Source organism: Streptomyces sp. MS191, from assembly GCF_008042125.1.
GTDB lineage: Bacteria > Actinomycetota > Actinomycetes > Streptomycetales > Streptomycetaceae > Streptomyces.
On sequence record NZ_RDBI01000078.1, the window covers coordinates 1 to 13,142 of the forward strand.

General features: G+C 73.1%; 12 protein-coding genes and 1 pseudogene. 4 read left to right on the top strand and 9 right to left on the bottom strand.

Annotated elements, in window-relative coordinates:
* Positions 1-8: 8 nt before the first annotated feature.
* A pseudogene (locus EAO71_RS39825) lies at positions 9-200 on the top strand (hypothetical protein); the annotation flags it as partial.
* Here EAO71_RS39825 and tsaD read toward each other — a convergent pair.
* The 3 genes from tsaD to EAO71_RS33785 all read right to left on the bottom strand — a co-directional run bounded on the left by tsaD (position 116) and on the right by EAO71_RS33785 (position 3,519).
* Positions 116-1,309: a tRNA (adenosine(37)-N6)-threonylcarbamoyltransferase complex transferase subunit TsaD gene (tsaD, locus tag EAO71_RS33775; protein ID WP_315986630.1), complete on the bottom strand. Its 1,194-nt coding sequence runs from the start codon at positions 1,307-1,309 to the stop codon at positions 116-118. The pseudogene EAO71_RS39825 and the gene tsaD sit on opposite strands and share 85 nt — an antisense overlap.
* A 164-nt stretch (positions 1,310-1,473) precedes the next feature.
* Entirely contained in the window at positions 1,474-2,367 is an 894-nt protein-coding gene (locus EAO71_RS33780; RefSeq protein ID WP_147981645.1) for an alpha/beta fold hydrolase, read from the bottom strand.
* 150 nt (positions 2,368-2,517) lie between these two features.
* A complete protein-coding gene (locus tag EAO71_RS33785; protein ID WP_147981646.1) occupies positions 2,518-3,519 on the bottom strand; it encodes a helix-turn-helix domain-containing protein in 1,002 nt (333 codons plus the stop codon).
* An 84-nt stretch (positions 3,520-3,603) separates the two neighbouring features.
* Between EAO71_RS33785 and EAO71_RS33790 the strand changes: the two genes are divergently transcribed.
* Entirely contained in the window at positions 3,604-4,728 is a 1,125-nt protein-coding gene (locus EAO71_RS33790; protein WP_147981647.1) for an alpha/beta fold hydrolase, read from the top strand.
* Between the two features lie 112 nt (positions 4,729-4,840).
* Here the strand turns inward: EAO71_RS33790 and EAO71_RS33795 are convergent, their stop codons facing one another.
* The 3 genes from EAO71_RS33795 to EAO71_RS33805 form a co-directional block, all read right to left on the bottom strand.
* Positions 4,841-5,350 carry a hypothetical protein gene (locus tag EAO71_RS33795; protein WP_147981648.1) on the bottom strand — a complete coding sequence of 170 codons (510 nt, stop codon included), beginning with the start codon at positions 5,348-5,350 and terminating at the stop codon, positions 4,841-4,843.
* Between the two features lie 193 nt (positions 5,351-5,543).
* A complete protein-coding gene (locus EAO71_RS33800; RefSeq protein WP_187282932.1) occupies positions 5,544-6,203 on the bottom strand; it encodes a TetR/AcrR family transcriptional regulator in 660 nt (219 codons plus the stop codon).
* 144 nt (positions 6,204-6,347) lie between these two features.
* On the bottom strand, positions 6,348-8,210 hold the full coding sequence (locus EAO71_RS33805; protein ID WP_147981650.1) for a right-handed parallel beta-helix repeat-containing protein: 1,863 nt from the start codon (positions 8,208-8,210) through the stop codon (positions 6,348-6,350).
* Between the two features lie 95 nt (positions 8,211-8,305).
* On the opposite strand from EAO71_RS33805, the gene EAO71_RS33810 reads away from it, so the two are divergent.
* Positions 8,306-9,163 (top strand): DUF3626 domain-containing protein, encoded by an 858-nt coding sequence (locus tag EAO71_RS33810; protein ID WP_147981651.1) that lies wholly within the window; start codon positions 8,306-8,308, stop codon positions 9,161-9,163.
* Positions 9,164-9,245: 82 nt separating this feature from the next.
* On the opposite strand, the gene EAO71_RS33815 is transcribed toward EAO71_RS33810, so the two are convergent.
* Positions 9,246-9,725 carry a MarR family transcriptional regulator gene (locus tag EAO71_RS33815; protein WP_147981652.1) on the bottom strand — a complete coding sequence of 160 codons (480 nt, stop codon included), beginning with the start codon at positions 9,723-9,725 and terminating at the stop codon, positions 9,246-9,248.
* Positions 9,726-9,821: 96 nt separating this feature from the next.
* Here EAO71_RS33815 and EAO71_RS33820 point away from each other — a divergent pair, with 96 nt between their 5' ends.
* Positions 9,822-10,238 (top strand): HGxxPAAW family protein, encoded by a 417-nt coding sequence (locus EAO71_RS33820; protein ID WP_147981653.1) that lies wholly within the window; start codon positions 9,822-9,824, stop codon positions 10,236-10,238.
* Between the two features lie 31 nt (positions 10,239-10,269).
* On the opposite strand, the gene EAO71_RS33825 is transcribed toward EAO71_RS33820, so the two are convergent.
* A complete protein-coding gene (locus EAO71_RS33825) occupies positions 10,270-10,773 on the bottom strand; it encodes a GNAT family N-acetyltransferase (protein WP_147981654.1) in 504 nt (167 codons plus the stop codon).
* Between the two features lie 150 nt (positions 10,774-10,923).
* The coding region (locus EAO71_RS33830; RefSeq protein WP_187282934.1) for a CehA/McbA family metallohydrolase at positions 10,924-13,142 on the bottom strand (2,219 nt) is incomplete at its 5' end.

Genomic DNA, 13,142 nt, shown 5'->3' on the forward strand with positions numbered 1-13,142 from the left:
TCCTCGGACTGCCCTATCCCGGCGGGCCGGCCATCGACCGGGCGGCACGGGAGGGAGACCCGCGCGCGGTCGTCTTCCCCCGCCCGCTCACGCGCCCCGCCGTCCTCGGACTGCCCTATCCCGGCGGGCCGGCCATCGACCGGGCGGCACGGGAGGGAGACCCGCGCGCGGTCGTCTTCCCCCGCCCGCTCACGCGCCCCGCCGACGACCCGTACGCCTTCTCCTTCTCCGGCCTCAAGACGGCGGCCGCCCGCTGGGTCGAACAGCACCGGCTGCGCGGGGAGGAGCCGTCCGTGGCCGACGGGTCGACGGACACGCTGAGCGGTGCGGGCTCGGCCCCGGAGCGTACGAGGAGGTCGCCGACGGCGGCGATCATGGCCCCGTTGTCCGTGCACAGCGTCATCGGCGGGACCCGGAGTTCGATCCCGTTCCTCGCGCACCGCTCTTCGGCCAGCGCTCGGACGCGCGAGTTCGCGGCCACACCGCCGACCACGATCAGCGTCCGCACGTCGTACGCCCCGCAGGCCTCGACGGCCTTGCGGGTCAGCACGTCCGCGACGGCCTCCTGGAGCGCTGCCGCCCCGTCGGCCACGGACGGCTCCTCCCCGCGCAGCCGGTGCTGTTCGACCCAGCGGGCGGCCGCCGTCTTGAGGCCGGAGAAGGAGAAGGCGTACGGGTCGTCGGCGGGGCGCGTGAGCGGGCGGGGGAAGACGACCGCGCGCGGGTCTCCCTCCCGTGCCGCCCGGTCGATGGCCGGCCCGCCGGGATAGGGCAGTCCGAGGATGCGGGCGACCTTGTCGAAGCACTCTCCGGCCGCGTCGTCGAGGGTGTCCCCGAGATGCATGATCGGCTCCCGGACCAGATCCCGGACGAGCAGCAGGGAGGTGTGGCCGCCGGAGACGATCAGCACGACGCACGGGGCGGGCAGCGGCCCGTGTTCCAGGGTGTCGGCGGCCACGTGGCCGGCGAGGTGGTGGACGCCGTACAGGGGCACACCGGCCGCGTACGCGAGGGACTTGGCTCCGGCGAGGCCGACCTGAAGGGCTCCGGAGAGCCCGGGCCCGGTGGTGACGGCGACGGCGTCGATCTGACCGAGCCCCAGTCCGGCCCGGTCGAGGGCCTGCCGGACCACGGGGTTGAACGACTGCAGGTGGGCGCGTGCGGCGATCTCGGGCACCACGCCGCCGAACCGCGCGTGCTCGTCCATGCTCGACGCCACGACGTGCGCCAGCAGCCGGCCGTCCCGCACGATCCCGGCACCGGTCTCGTCGCACGACGACTCGATCCCGAGCACCACCGGTCCACCCATGACCCACTCCTCTTGCCCATCTTCTGCAACTGCAATATATGTGCAAGAAGAGCAGTGTGTTCCTTCAGGGCGCGCGCAGGCGTCGCGGGGCAGGCCCTCCGGGCGCGCGCCGCGCGTCGCGGGGCAGGTGCTCAGGGCGGACGTCGCCACTTTCGCAACCCGCCCTAGACGCCGCCCCCGCGCCTGTCCGCCTCGTCGCCGGGTCCGCCGCTCGTGGCCGTGCCGGTGTGGTCGAGGATCGCGGCGACGATCGTCGGCCAGTCGGCGCGCTCCACACCGTGGCCGGCGTCCTCCAGCACCAGCAGGCGCGCCCCGGGGATCTCCTCGGCGAGTGCCTGGCCGTGGGCGAGGGGGAACATCGGGTCGGCGGTGCCGTGCACGACCAGCGTGGGCACGGCGATCGAGGTGAGCGGGGCCCGTGGCAGCGGGCCGTCGGCGAGCGAGTCGTGGTTGCGCGCAGCGGTGGCGTCGTGGGCGCGCCGGATGTCGCGGCGCACGAGGTCGCGGACGGCGGCCTCGTCGAACGGGCGCCGGCCGCCCGCCAGCATCCGTGCGTACGCGACCTGATGGCGGGTCACCGACTCGGGGTCCGACCGGTCGACCTCCTCGTCCGAGACGAACCGCATGAACTCCCGCGTCGGCGCGGGAAACTCTCGCCCGACGGGGACGGCGCAGGAGGTGCTGATCAGGGTGAGGGAGAGGACACGACCGGGGTCGCCGAGCGCGAGGAGCTGCGCGCACGCCCCACCGGCCGAGACGCCCACCACGTGCGCGGCGGCGACCTCGTGGGCGTCGAGCACGCGGGCCGCGTCGGCGACCAGATCCGCGCCGGTGTAGCCGGGGCGGCCCGGCTCGTAGGTGACGGAACGGCCGGTGTCACGGTGGTCGTAGCGGATCACGAGGCGTCCGCCGTCGGCGAGAAGCCGGCAGAAGTCCTCCTCCCACCACAGCATCGAAGCGCCCGCCCCCATGACGAGCAGGACGGGTGGATCCTGCGGGGAGCCGAACGTCTCCGTGCACAGGACGACGCCGTCCACGTCGATCAGGCGCTCGGCCATCGCCGCCTCTCCTCTCCGGACTCTCCGGCTCTCGTCCCCGGCCCAGTGTGACCGCGACCGGACGTCAGGGCACCCGGAAGCCGGGCCCGGGCCCGTGTGTCGGGGCGCGCCGCGGACCGGACCGCTCACCGCGGCACGCGGGCGCGCGGGTCACGGCCCGTCCGGCGCGCACCGGCCGTCGGCTCCGCCGCCGAGGAGCAGCAGCTCCGCCAGCGCCGTCCGCGTGTGGTGCACGGACCGGCCCGTGCGCGTGGTGGTGACCAGGCCGGCGCCACGCAGCGCCGAGGCATGCGCGGAGGCCGTCGCGGCGCTGACACCGATGCGTCGCGCGAGCCCGGTCGTCGTCCGTGGCTCGTCGAGCGCGTGCAGGAGAGCGAGCCGGGTCCGGCCGAGGACACCGGCGAGCGCCTCGTCCGGTGCGCCGGGCCCGGCGAGCAGGAGGGGCGGCCCCGAGGCGACCGGGCAGGCGAGGGCCACCGGGCGGTCCGGCAGGTCCTGGACGAGCGGGCCGTACCGCCAGTGGAAGGTGGGACGAAGCACCAGGCCGCGTCCGGCGAGCCGGATCTCCCGGATGCCGGCCGTGTCCGGCCGGGGCCATTCCCACACTCCGTCGCGCAGCCGTGAGCCCGGGGCGAGCCGGGTCAGCGCGGCACCCAGGCCCCCTTCCGCGACGGCCAGGGCATGACGGGCGAACTCGTTCCGGTGCAGGTCCTGTACCTGTGGCCACACCGGTGCGAGGACCGCCTCGTGAGCCGCCCGCTGGGCCCGGCCCAGTGTCCGCCAGGCGTCGGCGTCCCCGGCGTGCAGGGCCCGGATCCACGGCGGGACGAAGCGACGCCCCGCGTACACCTGCTCGAGCCCGGCCCGTACGGTCGTGGGAGCCGCCGCCCTGATCAGGGCGAACCCCTCGTCCGGCGTGTCGCCGAGGACGTCGAGGAACGCGGGCGCCACCCCTCCCGGCACCAGATCGGCGAGCGGCTCGACCGCCGTCGGCATCGTGCGCGCGAGCCTGGTCCGCCAGCGCCCCGGCAGCAGTTCCTCGTGCGGGGCGGCCAGTGTCATCAGGGCCGCGTGCAGTTCCGGCAACGGCGAGGGCCGGGCCGCGAACCGCACACGTGTGAAGTCGTCCGCCGAGAAATGGATCCGGATCACGCACGTTCCCCCGTCCCGCGCCGGCCTTTCGGCCCAGGCCACAAGGCTAGCTCCGCCGTACGGCCGGCTTCGAGGATGCCTCCCATGACTCCTTCCTTCACACCCGGCCGCCGTTCCCTGGTCAAGGGCGCCGTCGCCGCCGCGGCCGCCGTACTGTCCGGCGGCACCCCGGCCGGCGCCGCACCCCACGGCACACCGCCGCCGCTGCGTCTGCCCGCGCCGAGCGGGCCCCACACGGTGGGAGCCAGGACGCTGTATCTCGTCGACTCCTCCCGCACCGACCCGTGGGAGCCACGGATCGGCGTACGCGAGCTCATGGTCACGGTCCTCGAACCGGCCGCCGCGGGAGGGCGCTTCCCGCGCGCACCGCAGCTGACGCCGGCCGCCGCCGCGGAGTTCACCACCTACGGGCCGCTCATCCATCCGCCCCTCCCGGCGACGGGTGTCGACTGGGCCGCCACGCTCACCCATGCCCGCGCCGGCGCCCCGCGCCTGCCGGGTCGGCGGCCCACGCTGCTCTACAGCCCCGGCGGCGGCGACGCCCGCACGATGGGCAGCGCCTTCGCCGTGGACCTCGCCTCGCACGGGTGGACGGTCCTCACCGTCGACCACCCCGGGGACGCGAGCGAGGTGGAGTTCCCCTGCGACCGGCCGGGCCGGGGCCGCGTCCGGCCGACCACGTTGCTCGGCCCGCCGGACGCGGCCACGTTCCGCACGATGCTCGACACCCGGGTCGCCGACCTCCGCTTCGTCCTCGACGTGCTCGGCCTGGAGCGCGTCGGGGCGTACGGTCACTCCGCCGGCGGTACGGCGGTCGCCCAGGCACTGCACGAGGACCGGCGCATCGCCGCGGCCGCGAACCTGGAGGGATACCTCGACCTGATGGATGGTCAGCCGCTGCCGGTGGCCCGGTACGGGACGGACCGGCCGCTGCTCCTGGCGGGCACCGACGGGTTCCGCGACGCCCGGCTCGACCGGTCCTGGGAGACGCTGCTCCGCCACGGCGGCCCGGTCACCCGGCGGCAGCTCGACGACGCCCACCACTGGGTGTTCACCGACTACGCGGCCCTGGTCCCCCAGCTCCACCATGCCGGCCTGATGACCGCCGCCGGCCGCACCGCCATGGTCGGCCGCGCCGCGCCCCGCGTCACCGTGCCGGCCGTCCGCGCCCTCCTCCGGTCGTTCTTCGCCGCCCACCTGGGCCGGTGAGCCGGGGCGGGAGACCGGCCGAAGGCCGCATCCCCGCGGAGGTGTTTCACGGGCCGGGCAGCCAGCGGCGGATCACCTGGAGACACACGGCGACGGCCACGACCAGCAGTCGCTACTCGCGGTCGGCGTGCCCGTCCAGCTCCACGCGGTACTGCTGGAGACCGTCGAACGCGCGAGCCGTCGAGACCGTCAACCGGCCGGTCTCGGCGTCGTGCCGGTCCCGCACCGACCAGGTGCGGCCCATGAGGGCGCTCCGGGTGACGCGCAGGGTGCCGGTGCCGCCCGCGATCCGTATCTCCAGCAGTCGCGTGTGGCTGTGGCGGTGCGGTGAGCGGACCTCGCCGATCGGCGCACCGCCGGGGTCGCTCACCTGGAAGCGTGGCCGGGCGAGGCCTCTCCCCGAGACCAGGTCGACCGACAGGACGGGGCGGTCGGCGAGGTCCCGTAGGACGTACCCGAAGGCGACGGGTTCGTGGAGACGCCCCAGGAGCGTGCCGTCGGCGGCCAGCAGGTGCATGCGCGGTCCGTGCCAGGGGCGCAGGATCGGCCGGCGCGGCTCGGTGAGGAACACCGTGCCGCGGGCGAACAGTTCGAGGACCGGATCCGTCTCGTCGCCGCCCATGCCGCCCCCTCGGGCATCGCCGCTGCCGATACGGGCGAGTATGACGTCCGGCCGGCGAACGGGGAACGGGGCGGGGCGCCGCGGTCGGATCTGCCGGGCGGCCTCCGGCGCGCGCGGCGGAGGCCAGGCGGCCGCCCGGTCGTCCACGCGTCGATGCACCCAGTGGATGGCGAGTGACCGCACCGGTGATCGGTTACGGCACTCCACTCTCCATGGTCGGCTCGCGCAGCAGTTTCAGCGCGGCGGTGGCCAGTCTTCGAGCCGTGATCCGTGGTGCGTCGGCGGGCAGGATGAGATGGCTGATCGTCATGCGGACGATGACGTCCGCCGTCATCTCGAGAACCTCCGCGCGCTGCTCGGGATACCGCGTGCCGAGCCAGTCCCGCACCAGGCTCTGCCCCGCGTCGAAGATCGGGTCCGCCCGGGCGGTGAGATAGGGGAGCAGGCTGTCGGAACCGTGGCGGGCGGCTGCGATGACAGCCCGTATGAGAGGTTGATCGTCAGCCTCCGTGAGCACGTACAGGATGGCGGCTTCGAGACAGGCATGGGAGTCGGGGAGGCCGGGGTGGAGCGTGTCGGCCACACCGGCGAGGAACTGCTGGGTCTCACGGACGACGAGTGCGCGGCCCAGGCCGGCTCGGTTCCCGAACTCCTTGTAGACGGACGGCCGGGAGACCTGAGCGCGTGCTGCGACGGCCGAGAGGCTGACCTGGTCCCAACCGGCTTCGCACGTCAGGTCTCGGGCGGCATCCAGGACGCGTACTCTCATCTGCTTGCGCCAGGCGATGCGTGGAGGGTCGGGTGCTGGTTCACCTGCGAGGTAATCCGTTCTTCGCCGTTGTTCGATCGCCATGGCAGCAAGTCTGTCAGGGGGTTCGCGCCGCCGGAGCGGGAGCAGGTCGGCGGCCTGACGCCGTACGAGCATCCGGTGGCGCCGACCCCGTGAACCGGGGGCGCGGGGTCGGCACCACGTGGGGAGTCCGGACGGCCCGGACCGTCAGGAACGCCTGCGACGGGCGGCGACGAGGAGGCCGCCGCCGATGGCCAGACCCACTGCCGCGACGCCGAGGGGGACCAGGGGGTCGGAGCCGCCGGTCTGCGCGAGCGGGCCGTCTGTGCCGTCCGCCTTCGGGGCGGAGCCGCTGTCGCCGCCGGCTCCGTTGGGTTCTTCCGCGTGGGGCGAGGTGCCGGTTCCGCCGGGCTGATCCTTCTCGGCCTGGGCGTCGTCCTGCCCACCGGTGGAGGCGTCCTGCGTCGGATCATCGGCATCGGCATCGACCGCGAAACTCAAGGCACCACGGTCGGGTGGGCCGCCGGCCCGGCGGACGGCGGCGAACGGGGTGCCAGAGCCGATGGCGGGGGAGCCTTGACCGAGCCTGAAGTCGGCGTCCGCGGCAGTGCCGGCGGCGGTGAACTTCGGGTCGGCGACGATGTCGTGCGGGCCCTTGACCTCGGGCGGCTTGCCGCCGAAGTAGACGTTGTAGTCGTAGGTCACGTCGATGTTGCGGGACTTGCTGTTCGTCGCCTGGCCGGGCCGGCCGTACGCGATGTTGTTGAGCAGCCGGACATCGGTGCTGTCGTGGGCGTAGATGTTGGCGTAGCTGCTCTTGATGCGAGTGCTTCGGCCGTTCATGTACGCGGTGTTGTGGACGATGTCGACGTGCTGGCTCTTGTAGGAGTGGATTCCTGAGCCGCCGTTGTCGTAGGAGAGGTTGTCGGCGACCAGGACGCGTCCTTTGTAGGCGGGGTGGTCGGCGTCGCCTTTGAGGGTGTCGATGATGATGCCGTTGCCGTCGGAGTAGCAGCGGCACTTCTCCCACTTGATCTTGGTCTCGTTGTCGTGGACGCGGTTGCCGGTGATGCGGATCTTGTACGTCCGGGCGTCGGCGCCACCGACGTCACGCGGGGTGAGGACGGAGATGCCGCTGGTCGCGTAGACGGTGTACCAGGAGGTGGAGTACACGTGGTTGCCGGAGATGGTCACATGGTCGGCGTCGATCGCCGAGATGCCGCCGCCGGCGCAACCGTGCACCTCGTTGCCGGTCACCGTGATGTGGTGCGACAGTGCGCCCGTGGACCTGTTGCGTTCCACCGAGATGCAGTTGGTGTTGTAGGTGGGGTCGCCCTTCTTCGCACCGCGTTCGGCTCCGGCCAGGGTCAGGGCGGCGTTGTTGCCGTGGACCTCCAGGTTCTCGATGGAGATATAGGACGCGCCGTGCACGCTGATGCCGTTCCATGCCTTCACCGGGTGGATCACGGGGTGGTGGCCGGGATGCGCGGTGAAGGTGATGGGTGCGCCGGGGCGGCCCGAGCGCTTGACCGTCACCACGTTCGAGCCTGCGGCGGGTTCGGAGTAGGTACCGTTCATGATCGAGACCGTGTCGCCGGGACCGGCGCTGTCCGCAGCCTTCTGAATGGTGCGGAAAGGCGCCCCGGCCGAGGTTCCCGCATTGCTGTCGTTGCCGCTGGGGCTCACGAACCAGGTGCGGTCCGCGGCGTGTGCCGTGCCGGCTCCCACGGTGACGACGCCGAGCGGGGCTGACGACGCGACAAGTGCTGCGGCGACGGCGAGAGTGTGCGTGCGTTTCATTGTTGCGTGGTCTCCGAGATCGTGCGGACGGAAGCGGTCCACGCCCCCCGTCGACCGGGAGGCCTCGCACAGGAAGGTGAGCGCAGGCCGAGGGTGCAGGGGACGTCCACGGCCGGGGCCGTACGCCGGGTCAAGGCGCCGACCCCGAAGGCGCGGCGTGCAGTCGCGCTTCGAAGTCCGTTGCGTGGGGGGCGAGTTGCGTGAGTGACAGTCGCAGACCCAAAAATCGGACGCAACCCCGTACTGTCTGTAAACGTTCTGACACCCCATCAGGGAAGCACGTCGTACGGTGCCGTCACGCCGGAGCGGACTGCCGGTGGACAATCCGCGTGCACCGGTCGATCAGCGTGGGGAACACTGTGCCGATGAGCTCTACAGCCTCCCGGACAGCGCAGGAACGGGCCATCCGACATGTCACGGAACTGGCGTCGGGCCCTCCGATGGACCCGTCATTGCGGGTGACCCTCAACTTCCACCCGGACCGCCTGCTGCACGGCAAGCCGATCCTGGACGCCATGGCCGAGGACGGCGCCTACCACTCACAGTTCGTCACCGGGACGAGCAACGGCGGCCTCACCGCGCATCCGGGCGGCGACCGGTGGCGCTGGGAGAGCCGGATCTTCGACGGGGCGTACGACGAAGCGACCGCTCATGAGCGGCCCGTCTACGGGGCGTTGAACTTCCGCGGCAAGCCGGTGGGCGGGGCGCCGCGGTTCGGCTCGGCCCACTTCCGGCTGACGACCCGGACGCTGCCGCGCAGCACGTTCTGCTATCCGGACAGTTTCCTCGAACCGTCGGATTTCGGTGTCGCGGCCCGCATGGGGCTCATCGAGCTCGCCCTCGCCGACCGTCAGGACGAGCTGGACGATTACATCGAGGCTCAGGTGCACGGGCCGGTCCGGCTGCGACGCCATGTGGAGGCACTGGTCCTCGACCCCTGCTACCGAGGCACGACGGTCGAGGACGCGGCCCTGCGTCTCGACTGCCCGGTGGAGTGGCACCCCGGCTTCCGGCTCGGGGTCGAAGAACTCCGACGCCACCCCGGCTACCGCGGTCAGGAATACGTCGACCTGGGCACGCGGATCTCGGTCGACGGCATGCTCGACCCTCGGATCGTCGGAGACGCCGCACGCACCGGCCTGCATGACCCCCAGGCGGTCAAGAAGGTGTGGCACTACCTGGCACGGTTCGGGTCCCCCGGAAGCCCACGGACAGATCGGTGACCCCGGCACCGGCGGAGCGGGCGGCCGTCATCGTAGGCGGCGGCGGCACGACGATCTCACGGACGAATCCGAGAGGCGGCCCCTACAGGTCGCGCGCCCGCAGGGCGTCCAGGTGCGCACGGGCGGCGTCGGCGGCCTGTGCGAACCAGTCGGCGATCACCGCCGTCTCCTCCGGGGTGAAGCGCGTGAGGATGTCCGCCAACCGGGCATAGAAGGGCTGGTAGAGCTCGACCAGCCGGGCGGCCGCGTCCGGATCGGCCACGACCCGCACGCGGCGCCGGTCGCCGGGGTCCGGGACCCGGTGCGCGTAGCCGGCCTTCTCGAGACGGTTGAGGACTCCGGTGACGGCTCCCGTGGTGAGGTTCGCGCGCTCGGCCAGGTCGCCGGCCGCGAGGGGCCGGTCGCCCGCGCCGAGGACGTGACCGAGACAGGTCAGGTCGGTCACGTTCAGGCCGAGAGCCTGGGCGACCTCCTGTTGCCCGATGAGACCGAGGGCCACGTACGCGTCCATGCGCTGGATCGCCTCGCCGGCGGTGGCCGGGGGGCGGGTGTTGCCCTGCACGCACATACTCCTTAGCATCTAAGTTACTTAGCTCGTGAGATAAAACTTCTCTTCCGGGCCCCATCCTGCCTGCCCACCTCACTCTCGGGAGCATCCATGAGCGTCCACGGCGACGTCGACCTCGGCCACACGGTGGCCGGCTGGACCGGAACCACCCTGGCGGGGCTGGGCTGCACCGCGGCGGGTGCCGGACTGTGCCTCGGCCTGACCTGGGGCGCGTGGCTCGGCGCGCTCCTGCTGGTCGCCGCCGTCCTCGGCACCTGGATCCTGCACCTGGCCGGCTGGGGCAAGCCATCCGGCCCCCGCCCCGCCGGTCAGTGGGACTGGCGGGTCCGGGACGCCGGCGCACGGCACGGCCACCCGGGATGCGTGGGATGCCGCCTCGCAGGGCGGCCCGGCGCGGCCCGCGGGACGTCGCGCGCTCACCGCTCCCCCGTGCCCCGGCCCCTCTCCGGCTCGCCCGTCGGCGCCGAGGACGGCCCGCGCACAGCACGGGTGCCCGCGGGCCGCTGACGGGGGTACCCCCGCGGGTGTGGCCCCCGCGTCATGGCAACGAGCGGGTGAGCCAGACCACTTCACCGTTCTCTTCCGTGGAGAGGTGGTCCCGCTCGAACCCGAGCTTCTCCAGGACGCGGAGCGACGGCGTGTTCCAGACACCGACGGTCGACCAGAGTCGTGTCCGCCCGGTCGCGACAGCGGCATCGAGCACCGCGCCTGCCGCCTCGGTGGCGTAGCCACGACCGTGTGCCCGCTGGAACAGCTCGTACGCGATCTCGGGCTCCTCCAGGGTGGAGCGGCCGATGATCAACCCGCAGTAGCCGATGAAGTCCCCTTCGTCCCGGCGCTGGATGGGCAGCAGGGCGATCCCTGTTCTCTCCGTCGCCGCGAGCAGCTCCGCTATGGACGACCGGATGCGCTCGACCGTTGGCGTGCCCTTGCCGCGTTCGGAGAGGAGGGCGCAGAACTCGGCGGCGTCCGACTCGGCCCACGGCCGCAGGATCAGCCGCTCGGTCTCCAGGTGGAACGACATCGTCTCGTATGTGGACATGGGCCTACTCTGCCCCACGGCTGTCCACGCCCGACGGCTGTCCACGCCCCACGACCGGAGCGGCGGGCGGTCCGGCCGTCCTCGCACGCCCGGACCGGACCTGAGGACCGTCCCGTCGTCGCGGGCGCAAGAGGGTCGCCCGGACCGGACCTAGGCGGCGCTGATGGCCGTCACGTGCGTGGTGCCGTCGCGCAGGGCGGTGATGCGGACCTGCCCCGCGGGGAAGGGGTCGCGGCCGTTCGGGCCGGGTATCTGCGCGAACGGGGTCCAGGAGCCGTCCGGTCGCCTGATGTTGTGCCAGATCCGGCCGTCCAGACCGACGGCCACGACCTGGGCGGACCCGTCGGGCGTGCCCGTGATGCCGATGGCACTGGCCCCCATGGTGGCGGTGGTGACACCCCGCGGCGGCCGGAATCCGGTCCACGAGCCGTCGGGCCGGCGCTGCTGGTGGTAGACCATGCCGTCGAGCCCGATCGCCAGGACCTGGGCGGACCCGTCGGGCATGGCGGTGACCGACACCTTCGTCGCACCCCAGCGGCTCTGTGCCGTGAGGCCGGGCACGGCCCGGAACCCGGGCAGTGCCCCGTCGGGCCGACGCTGCTGGTGGTAGGTGGTGCCGTCCATCGCCGTCGCCACGAGCTGACAGGTGCTGTCGGGGAAGGCCGCGATGTCCGCCTCGCGCACGGTGAATCCGGTCGAGCCGTCCGGTCCGGCGACGCGGCGCCAGGGCTGGAGCGTGGCGGACCCTCGCACGGTGGTCAGCCACAGACCGTTGTCGGGCGCGACCCCCAGCACCACGACGGAACCGTCCGCCATTCCGGCCGCCGCGCTCTGGACCCCGGCGAACGACGCGGCGCCGGTGTCGCCGGGCAGCGGACGCATGCCGCTCCACGATCCGTCGGCGCGACGCTCGGTGTGGAACAGGGCGCGGCGCTCGACGTCGTACGGGGGCAGTTGCGCGGAGTAGAACCAGACCGGGTTGGTGAGGGCCACCAGTTGGTCGAGGGTGGTGGAGGCGGGTCTGGGCCGGCGCACCTCGGCCCGGGCGAAGTGGGATGCCTTGCCCCAGCCGCGCCACTGCAGCCGCCCCCTGCCGGTGCCGTCGATGCAGGTGGCGGCCATGATGCCCCACTCGGTGTGGAGCGTGGCGATGCTGTCGGGGGCGCCCGTCACATCCAGGGTCACGTCGACGCTGTCGAAGAACGACAGGGGCAGTTCCTCGCCCGGCCCGGCGACCGCGGCGCCCGCCCGCGCGGTGAAGTCCAGGGTGACGGCGGAGGATTCGACGGCGTACGAGCGGCCCATCCGGAGCGCGTCCAGCACGGCGGGCGTCGACAGATCGGCGGCGTACACCACGTTGTGGGGGCGGCCGACGGCGTCCGCGGGGCTGTGGGCGTCACTGTTGCCCACGGCCGCGATCCGCTTGCCGAGGCAGAGCATGACGTGCCAGGCGGCGATGTTGGCCGCGTCGTCGAGCGTGCACGGTCCGTTCCACACCTCCAGGGCGTCCACGCGGTCGAGGCCGAACTCCCAGAAGGAACCCGGTGCCGGGGTGAGCGGGTGGGCGGCGACGGTGAGTCCGCCGAGGCTGTGGACGCGCCGGGTGTGCCGTTCGAACGCCCCCTGGTCGGCGGGGCCGTAGCGCCAGTCCACCCACTCGCCCTGGGGCAGGCCGACGGCCAGCCAGTGTCCGTGGCGGGTGGTGACCTCCTCGGCGTTGATGACCAGCAGGTCGGTCGGGACGTTGCCGTTCCACGTCACACCGGTGGAGCTGGTGTTGTGGTCGGACGTGGCGAGGAAGTGCAGCCCCTCCCGGCGGCCGGCCGCGACGATCTCGTCGACCGTGCGCTGCCCGTCGGAGTGGACGCTGTGCAGGTGCAGATCGCCCCGGTACCAGCCGGGTCCCCGCCCCGGGACGGAGGTCGGCAGGATCTCGTACGGGGCCTGGGGCAGCGGGGCTCCATGGTGCAGGGTCACGTCGACCTGCCAGGTCATGCCGCCGGTCGCCCCGACCATCGGGCCCAGGATGACGGACCAGCCGCCGGGCTCGACGGGCCCGGGCACGTAGCCGGGGGTGGCGTCCGCGGCGGACAGCGTGAACCCGGTCCGCGCCCCGCCCGACCAGCCCCGGAAGCCGGACGGGCCGAAGATCCCGAGGTCGAGGATGCCGGCCGCGGCGTCGTGGGTGGCCGCGACGGAGATCCGCTGCGCTCCCGCGGGGACGTCGAAGGCGACGTACGCCCACTGGTCATTGCCGTACGGGGCGCGGCCCCGGTAGGTGGTCGTCACCGTGTCGGTGCCCTGGCCTCGCGTCGAGGCATGGGCGACCGGCGCGGGGACCAGCGCGGCGACACCGCCCGCGGCCGGCA

Excerpts from the sequence above, each read along its gene's own strand:
- tsaD (WP_315986630.1), bottom strand. The coding sequence starts at position 1,309 with ATGGGTGGACCGGTGGTGCTCGGGATCGAGTCGTCGTGCGACGAGACC.
- EAO71_RS33800 (WP_187282932.1), bottom strand. The coding sequence starts at position 6,203 with ATGGCGATCGAACAACGGCGAAGAACGGATTACCTCGCAGGTGAACCA.
- EAO71_RS33780 (WP_147981645.1), bottom strand. The coding sequence starts at position 2,367 with ATGGCCGAGCGCCTGATCGACGTGGACGGCGTCGTCCTGTGCACGGAG.
- EAO71_RS33790 (WP_147981647.1), top strand. The coding sequence starts at position 3,604 with ATGACTCCTTCCTTCACACCCGGCCGCCGTTCCCTGGTCAAGGGCGCC.
- EAO71_RS33825 (WP_147981654.1), bottom strand. The coding sequence starts at position 10,773 with ATGTCCACATACGAGACGATGTCGTTCCACCTGGAGACCGAGCGGCTG.
- EAO71_RS33795 (WP_147981648.1), bottom strand. The coding sequence starts at position 5,350 with ATGGGCGGCGACGAGACGGATCCGGTCCTCGAACTGTTCGCCCGCGGC.
- EAO71_RS33805 (WP_147981650.1), bottom strand. The coding sequence starts at position 8,210 with ATGGGGTGTCAGAACGTTTACAGACAGTACGGGGTTGCGTCCGATTTT.
- EAO71_RS33820 (WP_147981653.1), top strand. The coding sequence starts at position 9,822 with ATGAGCGTCCACGGCGACGTCGACCTCGGCCACACGGTGGCCGGCTGG.
- EAO71_RS33810 (WP_147981651.1), top strand. The coding sequence starts at position 8,306 with ATGAGCTCTACAGCCTCCCGGACAGCGCAGGAACGGGCCATCCGACAT.